We start from the raw sequence: 14,449 nt of genomic DNA, 5'->3' as shown, positions 1-14,449 counted from the left end.
GTGCTCCGCAGACCCGGCAGGTTCCAAAACCTCGCCTGTTGAAGCAGAACGGGACAACGGAAGATATTTTTGAGGAAACGATGTAATGCATTAAAAAACACACCGGTAGGTCCGGTGTATCTTGTCCTGCCGTGCGCCGGTAGCTTTGTGCAATGCCAGCATTTTATCATTGAAATCGCCTACCCAGGCCAGCTCCACGCCCTTGATCACGTTACGGGGCAGTACTTCGTTCTGCAGGCAACGGATCAGCGCGGATTCAATACCGTGGTGCTGGAATTTTTTCTTGCAGCCCATTACAATGATCCGCAGGCGGTCTATGGTAGTGGTTTTGGAGTACCAGAGGAACTTCAGTTTTCCCCATAGGTTCAGTTGGCCGTTTACATGCTTCAGCAACTGGTTGGCGTCCGGCAGGCACAGCACCACGGCAATCGGCTCGTCATCATGGTAGGCAAACCAGATGATCTTTTCATCCATGATGGCTTTCATCTGCCGGAAAGATTCCCGGATGGTGCTGGTCTCAATAGGCGTAAAATTCTCAAAATCGCTCCAGGCGTCATTATAGATCTCCCGGAAATCTGCTGCAAATTGGTCGAACTGTTTTATGTTGAAATGGCGGAAAGTATAGCCCGGGTTTTTCAGCACCCGGTCGGCAATCCGGGTAAAGCGCTCCGGCAGGGGCACCGTAGCATCCAGGAAATTGGTGAACTGGTCATATAGTTTACGGAAGCCATAGGATTCAAACAGGGCGGCATAGTAGGGCGGGTTGTAGTTCATGCCCAGGCTGGGCGGTTTAAAGCCGTCTATCAGCAGTCCCCAGAACTTGTCGTTCTCGCCAAAGTTCACGGGCCCGTCCATGGCCTGCATGCCTTTTTCCTGCAGCCAGGCTTTGGCGGTATCAAACAGCAAATGCGCCGCCTGCGGGTCGTTGACGCATTCAAAGAAGCCTACCCCACCCGTGGGTTGCGGGTTTTTACCGGCCTTCTCATAGTTAATAAATGCGGCTATCCTTCCTGCAAGTTGGCCTTTGTCATCCCGTAGCAGCCAGCGGGTACATACCCCGTGGGAGAAGAAAGTATTCCGGGATGGGTCAAACACGGCTTCCACATCACTATCAAGCGGGCAGATCCAGTTCGGATCGTTTTTATATAACTGTTTGGGCAGGTCGATGAAATTCCGGGCTTGCTGTCTGTTCGTTATCGCTATCAGGTCCATTTTAAGATCGCTGTCGGTCCGGGGACGAACTTAGGAATAATTCCCAAGTTATGCTCATCCGGGTTGACTTTTTCCGCAATACTTAACATGGACCGCTATTCCGCGATGATCACTTTTACGCCCCGTTCCGTTACCATCCTGACCGTATCCGGCGATACCAGCCTGTCTGTAATAATGTAATCCACCTGCTCCAGGCTGCAGATGCGGCCGATGCCCCGGCGGTCAAATTTGGAGCTGTCCGCCATTACCACCACGGTTTGCGCCAGGTGGATCATTTTCATGATGAGGCTGGCCTCCGCCAGGTTGGTGATGGACAGGCCGAATTCAGGATCAATGCCGTCCACGCCTACAAACATCATCCCGCAGGAAATGTCGTCCAGCAGCCGTTCCGCAAAGGAGCCGGCGGCGGAGGAGGAGCTGGGATGTATGAGCCCGCCTATCTGCAGCACATCCACAAATGGGCGGTTGCACAGCTCCAGCGCTACTTTTAGCGCCGGGGTGATCACGGTGAGGTGCTTGGCCGGGTGAATGAGGTGCGTAAGCTCAAATACGGTGGTGCCGGAGCCGAGGATAATGGAGTCGTTCATCCCGATCAGGTCCACGGCCGCTTTGGCGATCTTCTTTTTCTCCTCTGTTTTGATGAACTCTTTTTCATTGATGGGTTTTTCAATGGTGTACGGGTTCTGGGTAGAGCCGCCGCCCTTGGTGCGGTACAGCAGTTTCTTCTCTTCCAGCAGTTTGAGGTCCTTGCGGATGGTTACCCCGGATACCTGCAGGGCGTCGCTCAGCTCCTGGATGTCCACTTTCCCGTTTTCCTGCAATTGCTGTAAGATGAACTGGTGCCGGTCTGTAATATTCATGAGGACAATGTTCTTATTTATGTTAAAATATCTTTCATCAAATATAAAATTTTACGCGCAGAAAGCGGGCATAATCTGTTCGGTCCTTTTCTGGGCGGGCTTGCGGATACCAGGAAGGGGAAGATGCCACCGGGAAAGGGAGGCTTCCCGGAAAGCGTAAAAAATGTTTAAAAAACTTTATTTTGTGTTTAATAATTCCTTAACTTTAATTTAATTTACTTTAATTAGGTTTAATTTCTACTTTCGCAATGACGCTTTAAAGTAGTTCAAACAGTATACGAATTCCACGACTGATACGCTATCAGCCCGCACACCTGCTGTACACGGGCGCCGACTGATGCTATCATACCTACGAACCAATAATTGATAATTGAACTAAACTAAACAACAACAAACATCACATCTATGAACATGCACAACTGCACTAACATGTGCCTGCGGTACATGCTGGGGATCATGCTGCTTGTACTGCCGGCCGTACTGTACGGTCAAACGCAGCGAAGGGTGCGGGGACTGGTCACCAATGACAGGGGGGAAGCGCTCATTGGCGTGAATGTAAGGGTAAAGGGAGGCCATACCGGCGCTATCACCGGCGAGCATGGACGCTACCAGCTCATGGTGCCCGGCGACGACGCCACCCTCGTATTTTCTTTCGTAGGCTTTGCGCCGCAGGAGGTACCTGTTGGCAACCGTAATACTATAAACATTCAACTGCAATCCACTGCAAAAGACCTGGAAGGGCTGGTAGTAGTGGGATACGGCACCCAGAAAAAGATCAACCTCACCGGCGCGGTAGACCAGGTGGGCAGCGAAGTGTTTGAGAACCGGCCGCTGACCAACGTTACCCGCGGCCTGCAGGGCGTAATACCCAACCTCAACATCCGCATGACGGACGGCAAGCCTACCCGCAGCGCGGACTATAACGTGCGCGGTACTACGTCCATCGGCGCAGGCGGCAGCGCGCTCATATTAATAGATGGCGTGCCCGGTGATCCGAACCTGGTGAACCCGAACGACATTGCCAGCGTAACCGTGCTGAAAGACGCCGCTGCGGCGGCTATCTACGGGGCCAGGGGCACCTTCGGCGTGATCCTCATCACCACCAAAAGCCCGGCAAAGGACAAGACCGTGGTCAACTATACCGGCAATTTCTCCATGAACGAGCGCACCATCAAGCCCAAATTTGTGACCAATGGTTACCAGTGGGCCAAAACCTTTGATGAAGCCTATTCTTCCTGGAACGATTACGCTGCTCACGCGCAGAAGGTAAACTCCGTGTTCCCCTTCTCGTTAGATTACCTGGACGAGCTGAAACGCCGGAACGATGATCCTTCCCTGCCCAAGGTAGACATCAATCCTGCCAACGGCGAATATGTATATTATGGCAACACGGACTGGATGAAAGAGCTGTATGCTGATTTCAATCCATCTATGGAGCACAACCTGAGCGTATCCGGCAGCAGCAAGAATGTAGGCTACTACCTGTCCGGCCGCTATATGTCGCAGAAAGGTATCTTCCGTTACAATCCTGATAACTTTAAAACCTATAACCTCCGGGCGCGCGGTTCCGTACAGGCGTTTCCCTGGTTGAAAATAGAAAATGACCTGAGCTTTACACAAGCCGATTATTTCTATCCCATCCTGAACCATCCCAACAATACGCCGGTATGGAGAAGGGTGTCCGATGAAGCATTTCCCATTGCCATGCTGCGCAACCCGGACGGCACGCTTACACAGAATGCCTCCATCGTGTTCGGCAGCTTTATTTCCGGCAACAACCAGTCAGAGCTGAACCGTATCCAGGTGCGCAACACCTCCCGCTTCCGCGCCAGCCTGCTCCGGAACAAGGTGCACCTGAACGGCGATTTCACCTTCTGGAAGCTCAATGATGTGGAAACCCGCATCTATACCCCGGTGCCTTACAGCAAGCAGCCCGGCGTAATGCTGGAGCGCGGCGAAAGCAAGCTGAATGAGAACGACGACAAGACCACCTACCTGGCCGCCAACCTGTATGCAGAGTATGAGCATACCTACCGCAAACATTTCTTCAAGGCCATGGCCGGTTATAACTATGAGAACTCCCTGCTGAAAAGCAGGTATGTGCAGCGCGACGGTATCATCAATACTGCCCTGCCGGATTTCTCGCTCACTAACGGTTTGAACTATACGTTGCGTGGTGGCGGCAACGAGTGGCGGACCATCGGCGGTTTCTTCCGCCTGAACTATAACTATGATGAACGTTATTTGCTGGAGGTGAACGGCCGTTATGACGGTACCTCCAAGTTCCCGCAAACCCAGCAGTGGGGCTTCTTTCCCTCTGCTTCCGCCGGCTGGCGCGTATCCCGGGAAAAGTTCTGGAACATATCGCCCAAAGCCGTTTCCGACGTGAAGCTGCGCGCCTCCTATGGTACCCTGGGCAACGGGAACGTACAGCCGTACCAGTTCCTGGAGACCATGAGCGTAAACCAGTTGGCCCGCGTGATCAACGGCATACGCCCCGACTATACGCAGCAGCCCAATGTGATCCCCAACGGGCTTACCTGGGAAAAGGCCACCACGCTGAACCTGGGTACGGACCTGGCTTTCCTGGACAACCGGCTCACGGCTACCTTTGACTGGTACATACGCCGCACTAAGGACATGTTTACCGACGGCCTGCCCCTGCCTTCCGTATTCGGCGCTACCGAGCCCAAAGGCAACTACGCCGACCTGGAAACCAAGGGCTGGGAGCTGTCCATCGGCTGGCGCAACCGTGGCAAGGGCCGCAATGCCTTTGGCTATGATGTGCGCCTGGTGCTGTCAGACAACCAGAGCGTGATCACCCGCTTCAATAATCCGCTGGGCCTGATCGATACCTATTATGAAGGTATGAAGGTGGGCGATGTATGGGGCTTTGTGACCGAAGGCTATTATAAAGACCAGCATGAAGTGGATACCCGCGGCATTGACCAGAGCTTTATCCGCGTATCCGCCGCCAACAAGCCGCTGCCCGGCGACATCAAGTTCAAAGACCTGGACGGTGATAAAAAGATCACCGAAGGCGCCGGCTCGCTTTCCGATCCCGGCGACCGTACCGTGATCGGCAACACTACGCCGCGCTACCAGTTTGGCCTGTCCTCCAATATGGACTGGAAAGGCTTCTTCCTGTCAGTGTTCTTCCAGGGTGTAGGCAAGCGGGATTTCTGGCCGGGCACGGACAACTCCCTGTTCTGGGGCCCGTATAACCGTCCCTATAGCTGGCAGCCCGTGGATGTGGTGGAAAATATGTGGTCCGAAGAGAACCCGGACGCCTACTTCCCGCGCCTGCGCGGCTATACGGCGCTGAACTCCCGCGCGGAGCTGCGGGTAGTGCAAAGCAAGTACCTGCAGAACGTGGCATATGTCCGCCTCAAGAACCTGAGCATCGGCTACAACCTGCCGGCTTCGCTTATCTCCCGTGCCGGTATGTCCAATGTGCGCGTGTACCTCACCGGTCAGAACCTGTGGACCTGGACTCCGATGTACAAACACGTAAAAACAATGGACCCGGAAGTGATAGAAGGAGCCGACCCGGAACTGGCCGCCGGTGCGGGTAACGGTATGAGCTACCCGATGCTGAAAACGTACACCTTTGGGATCAATGTCACTTTTAAATAACAATGATCATGCAAAAACATCTTTTATATATACTGGTGGCAATGGTGCTGTTCACGGCCTGTGATCATGACCTGGACCTGAAACCATTCGATAAGCTGTCACCTGAGAACGCCTTCAATACGGAAAAGGACCTGCAACTGTACGCCAACTCCTTTTACCTGATATTGCCCGATGGCAGCGATATTGTACGGGGAGACGCACTGAGCGACTACCTGGTGGGCAGAACGCCTTCCAACTATATTTACGGCAGCTTTGGCCCTACGCAGGCCAGCGGCTGGAGCTGGAGCGACCTGCGCAAGGTGAACTATTTCCTGGAGCATGCCGGGCAGGCGCAGATACCTACGGAAGCCCTGGAGCATTACCTGGGCCTGGGCCGCTTTTTCCGCGCCTGGTTCTATTTTGACAAAGTGAAGCAGTTTGGCGACGTGCCCTGGTACGGCAAAGCGCTGGACGTGAACGACCCGGACCTTTACAAGCCCCGCGACCCGCGCACGCTGGTAATGGACAGCGTGCTGGCCGACCTGGATTATGCCTGCGCCCACCTGCGCGATGCAAAGGACAACAGCGCATCCCAGGTGACCCGCTGGGTGGCCCTGGCCTTTAAGTCACGGGTATGCCTGTTTGAAGGCACCTTCCGTAAATACCAGCCGCAACTGGGCCTGGCCGGTACGGCAAACCAGTGGCTGGATGAGGCCATTGCCGCAGCAGACGAGCTGATACAGGGCAACAAATACCAGTTGCTGACCAGCGGGGATGCCGGTGAGAACTACCGCAACCTGTTCAGGAATGAAACGCCCAACAGCACCGAAGTGTTGCTGGCCGCTGTGAACAGCAAAAGCCTGCGCGTGTTCAACGATGCCAACTGGTACTGGACCAGCGCCACCTATGGCGGGCGTTTCAGCTTTATCAAGAAATTCATCAATACCTACCTGAAAACAGACGGCACGCCCTTTACCGCGCAGGCCGGCTACAACAGCATTCCCTTTGTGGAAGAAGTGAAGGACCGCGACCTGCGCCTGCAGCAGTCCATCCGCATGGGCGACTACACCCGGGATGGCGCCATTGCTCCCCCGGACTTTACGTATACCTATACCGGTTATATGCCCATCAAGCTCACCCTGGACTCCAGGGCGACCGACGGTGTGGCGGAGAACTACAATTCCCTGCCGCTGGTCCGCTATGCGGAAGTGCTGCTGAACTATGCGGAGGCCAAAGCGGAAAGAGGTACTTTCACAACTGCGGACTGGGACGCCACCATTGCCAGGCTGCGCCAGCGGGCCGGTATCAGCAGCGCGCCTTTCCCCGCCACGGCAGATACTTACCTGCAGCAAAATTATTTCCCGGGCATAACAGACCCGGTATTGCTGGAGATCCGCCGGGAGCGCGGCATAGAGCTGGCCCTGGAAGGCTTCCGCTACGACGACCTGAAACGCTGGCGCGCCGGCAAGCTGCTGGAGAACCAGTATGACGGCATGTATGTGCCTGCGCTCAATACGCTGATGGACCTGAACGAGGACGGCAAGATGGATGTATCTTTCGTGGAAAGCATTCCTGCCCAGAAAGTGCCGGGCGTGTATTATTTCCTGGTAGACAATGTGCAGTTCAAGCTCACCGGCGGCAGCAGCGGCAACCTGGTGCTGTTTGACAACCTGCAGCGGAAGTACGAGGACTATAAATATTTTTACCCGATCCCGTACAACGAGATCGTACTGAACGGCAACCTGGAGCAGAATCCCGGCTGGACGAATTAAGGGGAAAGGGAGAAGGGGCAAGGGAGAAAGCTGCGAAATAAGGAATAGGCTCGCTCCCCTTTTCCTTTCTCCCTTGTCCCTTCTCCTTTCACAAAAACAACGCATTTATGACGTTCAACAACCATTCCACGTTACCGCCCTCGCTTTTCGATAAAGCGGGCATTCCACGACAACTGCTATGGGGCTACGTCGGCATCATGATCTTCATGATGGGCGACGGCATTGAACAGGGCTGGCTGAGCCCTTACCTGATAGACCGCGGTATGTCAGTACAGCAATCCGCCACCCTGTTCACTGCCTATGGCATTACCATTGCCATCTCCGCCTGGTTTTCCGGTGTGCTGGCGGAAGGCTACGGCGTAAAGCGCACCATGCTGGCCGGCCTGCTGCTGTACATGGCCGGCACAGTAGGCTTTGTAGGCTACGGCCTGCCGGGGCTCAACTATCCCGCCATGCTGCTTACCTACGCCCTGCGCGGCTTCGGGTACCCGCTTTTTGCCTACTCTTTCCTGGTGTGGATCGCGTACAGCAGTCCCCGCCAGCAACTGGGGCGTGCCGTGGGATGGTTTTGGTTTGTATTTACCGGCGGGCTCAATGTGCTGGGCGCTTATTATTCCAGTTGGGCCATAGAGCGCTTTGGCCACCTCAATACGCTGTGGACCTCCCTGTGCTGGTCTTTGCTGGGCGCTTTCTTTGCCTTGGTGCTCAACAGGGGGCGTATCAGCCGGCAGGCCGGCGGCGAATCCAAAACCAAAGAGCTGGTCAAGGGGCTCACCATTGTAAAAGAAGAACCGAAGGTATTGCTGGGCGGCATTGTGCGTATTATCAACACCACCGCGCAGTTTGCCTTTCCCGTGTTCCTGCCCATGTACATGGCGCGGCACGGCTTTTCCACTACCCAATGGCTGCAGATATGGGGCACCATCTTTACGGCCAATATCGTGTTCAACCTCATCTTCGGGTTTGTAGGCGACCGGCTGGGCTGGCGCAATACCGTGATGTGGTTTGGCGGTATGGGATGCGCCGTGTCCACCCTGTTGTTCTATTACGCGCCGCAGCTATGGGGCGGCAATTTCTGGATGGTGATGGCCGCCGGCGTGCTCTGGGGCGCTTTCCTGGCAGGCTATGTGCCTTTGTCCGCCCTGGTGCCTTCCCTGGTAAAGAAAGATAAGGGAGCCGCCATGGCCATCCTCAATTTAGGCGCGGGGCTGCCCGTGTTTGTAGGCCCCGCCATTGTAGGGTTGTTCATCGGCAGCCTGGGCGAGGCCGGCGTGATCTGGATACTGGCCATCCTATATGTTGTCAGCGCCGTGCTGACCCGGTTCATCACGCTGCCGGATAATGCAAAGACCCTTTTATATGAAGAGGATTTACAATTGCAGAAAGCCGAAAGCTGAAAGCAAAAAGCTGGTTGCCGCGGATATCTGCGAGTTAATCGGCTTTTTGCTTTCAGCTTTTGGCTCAATTAACATAGCCAAAAACAAACGTTAAAAGATGAGAATATTGATCACAGCGCCTTATCATGAAAGCGGCCTGAAAGCATTGGAACAACAATTCGGGGAAGTGGTATACCGGTCCTGGAAGCCTAACGGCAGAGCCTACAATGAAACCGAGATAGGGGAGCTGCTCCTGTCCACCGGGGCGGAAGCGCTGATCACGGAACATGACCATGTAACGGAGCAGGTGATCCGCTCCGTACCTAAATTACAATTCATCGGCGTATGCCGTGGTACGCCCTCCAATGTAGCGGTAGCCACGGCTACGGAGCTGGGCATCCCGGTGTTCTACACTCCCGCCCGCAATGCGCAGGCCGTAGCGGAAATGTTCATTTCCAACGTCACCATGCTGCTGCGCAATACCCTGCCCGGCATAGACTGGCTGAAGGGCCGCCAGTGGCAGGAAGGCGCGCACGATTCCTACCTGCATTTCAAAGGCAACGAGCTGGCCGGCAAAACCATCGGCATGGTAGGCTTTGGCGCTATCGGGCAGTTGATAGCCCGGCTGCTGCAGCCATACCCCTGCCCGGTGCTGTTCTTTGACCCGTATGTGAAGCACTACGATAAGCACTGCCGTTCCTGCAGCCTGGAGGAAGTATTTTCCACGGCTGACATCGTATCCGTGCACCTGCCCGTCACCGCGGAGACCCGCGATATGATAGACGGGCGCCTGTTGAAAATGATGAAAAAAGATGCCATTTTTGTCAACACCGCCCGCGCCGCCGTAGTAAAGCGGCAGGACCTGCTGGAGGTGCTGGAAGCAAAGGCCATCCGCGGCGCCGTGCTGGACGTGTTCGACAACGAGCCGCCGGACGCGCTGGATTACCGGATCATTGATCTCCCCCACGTTATTGCCACACCGCATATTGCCGGCGCTACCTTCGAGGTAGAGGACCATCACGTGGAGATCATGAACAGGGTATTGTTACAGTGGTATGCCGGCGGTAACAAACAGGTAGCTGAGCTGGCCAATAAAGAACTGCTAAAAGTCCATTTCCAATGACCATACAGGGTGCATATATCATTGTAGACATCGGCACAGGCAATGTGCGCGTGGCCGCCGCCTCTCCGGAAGGGAAGGTGCTGGGCGTGGCCCGCGAAGATATACAGTATGAGAAAGATCCGTTGTATCCCGATGCCCTGCAGTTTAACCCGGACCAGCTCTGGCAGCAGGTGCTGCGCCTGGCCGCACAGGTGCTGGAGCAGGTACCGGGAGCCGCGGTAAAGGCCATTACAGCTACGAGCCAGCGTGAAGGCATTGTGCTGCTTTCCGCAGATGGACGCTCGCTGGCCGGCCTGCCGAACATCGACCACCGGGGCCGGGAATGGGAAAGTATGATCCCGGATAAAAGCGAAGTATACCGCATGACCGGGCGCTATCCTACCTCGCTGTTCTCCGCCCTGAAGCTGGTGGGCATCCGCGAACGGAAACCGGGCTTGTGGCAAAATTGTTCCACTTTTCTCAGCATCAGCAACTGGGTAGAATACAAGTTCAGCGGCCTGGCCCGCTACGAGCATTCCCAGGCATCGGAAACACTGCTGTACGATGTAGCGCAGCGGCAATGGTCGCCCGCGCTGTGCCGGGTGTTTGGCCTGGACCCGGCCCTGCTGCCGGAGCTGGCGGCATCGGCCACGGTGCTGGGCAATATACTGCCGGAAGTAGCGCAGCAACTGGGCGTGCCGGCAGGGGTGAAGATAGTGGTGGGCGGCGGCGATACGCAACTGGCCATCAAAAGTACCCGCCCGGCCGTAGAGGATATGGTGATCGTATCCGGCACCACTACGCCCATTGTAAAGCTTACCGGCGATTACACGCTGGATGAGGAGGAACGTACCTGGACCAGCCGCGATATAGAGAACGGTCGTTTCATCTTTGAGGCCAATGCCGGCGTAACGGGCCTGAACTACCAGCGCCTGAAAGAGATCTTTTACCCGAACGAGGACTATGCCGTGATAGAAAAAGAGCTGGCGGAAAATACGCACACCTTCTGCATGGCCTCGCTGGGCTCCCTGCTGGCGGATGAAGAAGTATCGCTCACCCGCGGAGGCTTTATCTTCCCGGCCCCGGTATCGCACCTGCTCACCCGCGGCTCCTTTGTATGGGCCACCATGCTGGACATTGCCTGCTCCATTGTGAAGAACTACCGCATACTGGCGGAAGTGGCCGGCCACCGGCCGGACTATATCTGGGGCTGCGGCGGCGGCTTGCAGAGCAGGACGCTGCGCCAGCTCATCGCCAACCTGACCGGCAAAAAGGTGCAACTGCGCAGCGGCTACCAGCAGTCCTCCGCTATTGGCGGCGCGCTGATCTGCAATGAAGCCCTGCAGGTGGAGGCGCAAATGGACGATCGCATAGAAGCGGTATGCCCGCAGGAAACGGCGCATTACGCCGGCCTGTACGCCGAGTGGGAAAAGACCCGCAGCTATTTCAGGAACATGAATTAGGTATTTACAAATCAAATTTATGCACGACGATCACGCCTGTTTTATAGGGATAGATGTAGGCACGCAGGGCGCGCGGGTGGTATTGGCGGATGCCCGGGGCCAACTGTTGGGCAGCCGGGAGGAAAGTTTCCCGCTCAGCGCGCAGTCGCGGGAAGAGCAGTCGCCGCCGGACTGGTGGGCTGCCTGCCTGCGCTCGCTGCAGCAGCTATTGAAAGATGTGGCCCGGCATACGGACCTCCGGCATATCCGGGCGATGGCCGTTACCTCCACATCCGGCACCATCATTCCCATCGATCACGATCACCAGCCCCTGCATCCCGCTATTATGTACAGCGACGGGCGGCAGGTGGAAGAAGGCCGCATCTGCCGGGAGGCGGCCCTTGCATATAACCCGGAGGGGTATACGGCTTTTAATACTTCCAGCGGTCTGCCGAAAATGTTGTGGTTCATCAACAGGCACCCCGGGCAGGCCGGCCGCCTGTACAAGTTCATCCATGCAGCGGACTTCATTACCGGCAGGCTGTCCGGCCGCTATGATGTAACGGACCTTACCAACGCCCTGAAATCCGGCTATGATGTACAGCGCAAATGCTGGCCGGCTTACATCTGGCAGCAACTGCCTTTGCAGCAGCAATGGCTGCAGCAGGTAGTGCCCTCCGGTACGCCGGTAGGGGCGCTGGACCCGGCCCTGGCCGCCAGCCTGGGCCTCCCGGACGATGTGATGGTAGTGGCCGGCATGACGGATGGCTGCGCCTCGCAGATCGCCTCCGGCGCCGTTAAGCCCGGCGACTGGAACACCACCATTGGCACTACGCTGGTGGTAAAAGGCGTGACCACCGCTTTTATCCACGACCCGTCCGGCAGCCTGTACTGCCACCGCCACCCGGAAGGTTACTGGATGCCCGGCGGCGCCAGCAACACGGGCGCAGACTGGATCAGCCGCCAGTTCAGCGGAAACCTGGCGGCACTGGAAACAGCGGCCGCAGCGCTGATCCCCAGCGGGCATTTATCCTGGCCCCTGCTGCAGGAGGGCGAGCGTTTCCCCTTTGTAGCGCCGCAGGCGCGCGGGTTTGAAGCGCCGGGCCTTTCCACGGCCGAACGCTTGGCCGCCGGTATGGAAGGCGTGGCCTGTATTGAGCGCTATGCCTATGCCAGGATCCGGCAACTCAGCGGCGAAGCGGTGAAGGCCGTGTATACCGCGGGCGGCGCCAGCAACAGCGATGCCTGGCTGCGCATTCGCAGCAATGTGCTGAACCTGCCGCTGTATAAAATGAAGCACGTTACCGGCGCAATGGGTGCGGCTATCCTGGCTGCTTCCAAAACCTGCTTTTCCTCCATCATGGAAGCCGCTGCCGCCATGACGCAGGTGGAAAAGGAAGTGCGGCCGGAACCGGCGCTGGCAACGGATTACGAAGCGCATTACCAGGAATTTATACAAACGCTGCAACAAAAAGGATACATTCCGCATCACACATATGCTTAACATTTTTTTACTACGCCACGGGCAAACCGCCTGGAACGCAGACAACAACCGCTACTGCGGCCGTTCGGATATTTCCCTTACGGAAAAAGGCATCCGGCAGGCCGAAGCGGTGCGCGAACAGTTAAAGGATATTCCGTTTGAAGCCGTATATGCTTCCCCGCTGGAAAGGGCTTTTACCACTGCCTGCATCGCCGGCGGGCGGGAAGCCATCAAAGACCCCCGCCTGGTAGAAGCGGACTTTGGCGGCTGGGAACGGAAAACAAAGGAGGAGTTCATCGCGGAGAACCCGCAACTGTGGCATAACTGGATGAACAACCCCGCCATTCACCGCGCCGGCGGCACTGGGGAAACCGGTATGGAGATCGTAACCAGGGTAGACGATTTTTTCCGGGAGCTGCTGCAGCGGCATCCGGCCGGCAATGTGCTGGTAGCAGCGCATAACGGCGTGAACCGCCTGTACCTGGCCTACAAGCTGGGCATGCCGCTGAAGCATTACCGTATGCTGGTGCAGGACAACGCATCCATCACCGTATTTACCCTCAGCACCAATGGGGATTTTACCTTACAACACCTTAATTCAAAATTCTGACATGTATAAGAACTTACTGGCCCTCGTCATCATCATGGCCTGCAATGCCTGTACGCAGGCGCAACCCGGCCAACTGCACGTGCTTAATATCAAAAATGCAAAAGAGCTGCGCGCCTTCTTCAGATACACCGGGCATGACATCCCTTTCATCAGCGGGCACCGGGGCGGCGTGAACAAAGGATACCCCGAGAACAGCATCGAGGCCTTTGAGAACACCCTGCGTCATACGCCCGCTACTTTTGAGATAGACCCGCGCCTGACCAAAGACAGCGTGATCGTACTGATGCACGACGCCACCCTGGACCGTACCACCACCGGCACCGGTAAGGTAAGCGACTACACCCTGGCGGAGCTGAAACAGTTGCAGTTAAAGGATGTGGAAGGCAAGGTGACCTCTTACCGCATTCCCACCTTGGAAGAGGCCATCCGCTGGAGCAAGGGGAAAACCGTGCTGATACTCGACAAAAAAGATGTACCTTTTGAAATGACGGCCAAAATCATCAGGGATCATCATGCGGAAGGGCATATAATGGTAACAGTACATAACGCCGGGGAAGCGAAATTCTACCATGACCGTAACCCGGAAATTGTATTTGAAGCCTTTGTGAAAACACCAAAAGCCCTGCAGGAGTATGAAGCGCTGGGTATTCCCTGGACGCATATCATGGCCTATGTGGGGCCGCATAACAAGCCGGAGCTGCAGCCCCTGTATGAGCAGCTCCACCAGCGGGGCGTAATGTGCATGATCTCTGCCGCGCCCACGTATGACAAGCTGCCCGATGCTGCGGAGCGCGCCGCCGCTTACCAGGCCATTATCCGGGATGGCGCCAGCCTGATAGAGGCCGATCGTTCCATAGAGGCAGCGGAAGCAATACAGTCCCTGGTACCGTCCGGCAGCAGCAAGCAGCGGTTCTTTGGCCTGCGTTAAAGTTAATAATCGCTTAACATAGAAGTTTCCATGGCTTGGCCTACTTTTA

Annotated in this window: 10 protein-coding genes; 8 read left to right on the top strand and 2 right to left on the bottom strand. The window is 56.0% G+C overall.

Annotated features, from left to right (window positions below):
• Window positions 1-90 precede the first annotated feature (90 nt).
• Complete coding sequence (locus LX66_RS01560; protein WP_145710136.1) at window positions 91-1,212, bottom strand: GNAT family N-acetyltransferase; 1,122 nt, start codon at window positions 1,210-1,212, stop codon at window positions 91-93.
• A gap of 95 nt (window positions 1,213-1,307) precedes the next feature.
• On the bottom strand, window positions 1,308-2,072 hold the full coding sequence (locus LX66_RS01555; protein ID WP_145710135.1) for a DeoR/GlpR family DNA-binding transcription regulator: 765 nt from the start codon (window positions 2,070-2,072) through the stop codon (window positions 1,308-1,310).
• 405 nt (window positions 2,073-2,477) lie between these two features.
• On the opposite strand from LX66_RS01555, the gene LX66_RS01550 reads away from it, so the two are divergent.
• From LX66_RS01550 to LX66_RS01515, 8 genes are all read left to right on the top strand, one after another.
• Window positions 2,478-5,708 (top strand): SusC/RagA family TonB-linked outer membrane protein, encoded by a 3,231-nt coding sequence (locus tag LX66_RS01550; protein ID WP_145710134.1) that lies wholly within the window; start codon window positions 2,478-2,480, stop codon window positions 5,706-5,708.
• A gap of 8 nt (window positions 5,709-5,716) precedes the next feature.
• The gene (locus LX66_RS01545; protein WP_145710133.1) at window positions 5,717-7,459 is read left to right on the top strand and encodes a RagB/SusD family nutrient uptake outer membrane protein; all 1,743 of its coding nucleotides are present in this window, start codon (window positions 5,717-5,719) and stop codon (window positions 7,457-7,459) included.
• A gap of 107 nt (window positions 7,460-7,566) precedes the next feature.
• Complete coding sequence (locus tag LX66_RS01540) at window positions 7,567-8,856, top strand: MFS transporter (RefSeq protein WP_211365927.1); 1,290 nt, start codon at window positions 7,567-7,569, stop codon at window positions 8,854-8,856.
• Between the two features lie 97 nt (window positions 8,857-8,953).
• Window positions 8,954-9,958 carry an NAD(P)-dependent oxidoreductase gene (locus tag LX66_RS01535; protein ID WP_145710132.1) on the top strand — a complete coding sequence of 335 codons (1,005 nt, stop codon included), beginning with the start codon at window positions 8,954-8,956 and terminating at the stop codon, window positions 9,956-9,958.
• A complete protein-coding gene (locus LX66_RS01530; protein ID WP_145710131.1) occupies window positions 9,955-11,400 on the top strand; it encodes an FGGY-family carbohydrate kinase in 1,446 nt (481 codons plus the stop codon). The genes LX66_RS01535 and LX66_RS01530 overlap by 4 nt, the downstream gene beginning before the upstream one ends.
• 19 nt (window positions 11,401-11,419) lie before the next feature.
• The gene (locus tag LX66_RS01525; RefSeq protein ID WP_145710130.1) at window positions 11,420-12,883 is read left to right on the top strand and encodes an FGGY-family carbohydrate kinase; all 1,464 of its coding nucleotides are present in this window, start codon (window positions 11,420-11,422) and stop codon (window positions 12,881-12,883) included.
• Window positions 12,876-13,472: a histidine phosphatase family protein gene (locus tag LX66_RS01520; RefSeq protein ID WP_145710129.1), complete on the top strand. Its 597-nt coding sequence runs from the start codon at window positions 12,876-12,878 to the stop codon at window positions 13,470-13,472. Before LX66_RS01525 ends, LX66_RS01520 begins: the two co-directional genes overlap by 8 nt.
• Window position 13,473: 1 nt before the next feature.
• Complete coding sequence (locus tag LX66_RS01515) at window positions 13,474-14,400, top strand: glycerophosphodiester phosphodiesterase family protein (RefSeq protein ID WP_145710128.1); 927 nt, start codon at window positions 13,474-13,476, stop codon at window positions 14,398-14,400.
• Window positions 14,401-14,449: the final 49 nt, after the last annotated feature.

This window comes from Chitinophaga japonensis (genome assembly GCF_007830125.1).
Taxonomy (GTDB): domain Bacteria; phylum Bacteroidota; class Bacteroidia; order Chitinophagales; family Chitinophagaceae; genus Chitinophaga; species Chitinophaga japonensis.
This window is presented reverse-complemented; position numbering and strand designations above follow the sequence as displayed.

What these genes read in the sequence shown, in the direction of transcription:
- LX66_RS01560 (WP_145710136.1), bottom strand. Translation starts at nt 1,212, where the DNA reads ATGGACCTGATAGCGATAACGAACAGACAGCAAGCCCGGAATTTCATC.
- LX66_RS01555 (WP_145710135.1), bottom strand. Translation starts at nt 2,072, where the DNA reads ATGAATATTACAGACCGGCACCAGTTCATCTTACAGCAATTGCAGGAA.
- LX66_RS01550 (WP_145710134.1), top strand. Translation starts at nt 2,478, where the DNA reads ATGAACATGCACAACTGCACTAACATGTGCCTGCGGTACATGCTGGGG.
- LX66_RS01545 (WP_145710133.1), top strand. Translation starts at nt 5,717, where the DNA reads ATGCAAAAACATCTTTTATATATACTGGTGGCAATGGTGCTGTTCACG.
- LX66_RS01540 (WP_211365927.1), top strand. Translation starts at nt 7,567, where the DNA reads ATGACGTTCAACAACCATTCCACGTTACCGCCCTCGCTTTTCGATAAA.
- LX66_RS01535 (WP_145710132.1), top strand. Translation starts at nt 8,954, where the DNA reads ATGAGAATATTGATCACAGCGCCTTATCATGAAAGCGGCCTGAAAGCA.
- LX66_RS01530 (WP_145710131.1), top strand. Translation starts at nt 9,955, where the DNA reads ATGACCATACAGGGTGCATATATCATTGTAGACATCGGCACAGGCAAT.
- LX66_RS01525 (WP_145710130.1), top strand. Translation starts at nt 11,420, where the DNA reads ATGCACGACGATCACGCCTGTTTTATAGGGATAGATGTAGGCACGCAG.
- LX66_RS01520 (WP_145710129.1), top strand. Translation starts at nt 12,876, where the DNA reads ATGCTTAACATTTTTTTACTACGCCACGGGCAAACCGCCTGGAACGCA.
- LX66_RS01515 (WP_145710128.1), top strand. Translation starts at nt 13,474, where the DNA reads ATGTATAAGAACTTACTGGCCCTCGTCATCATCATGGCCTGCAATGCC.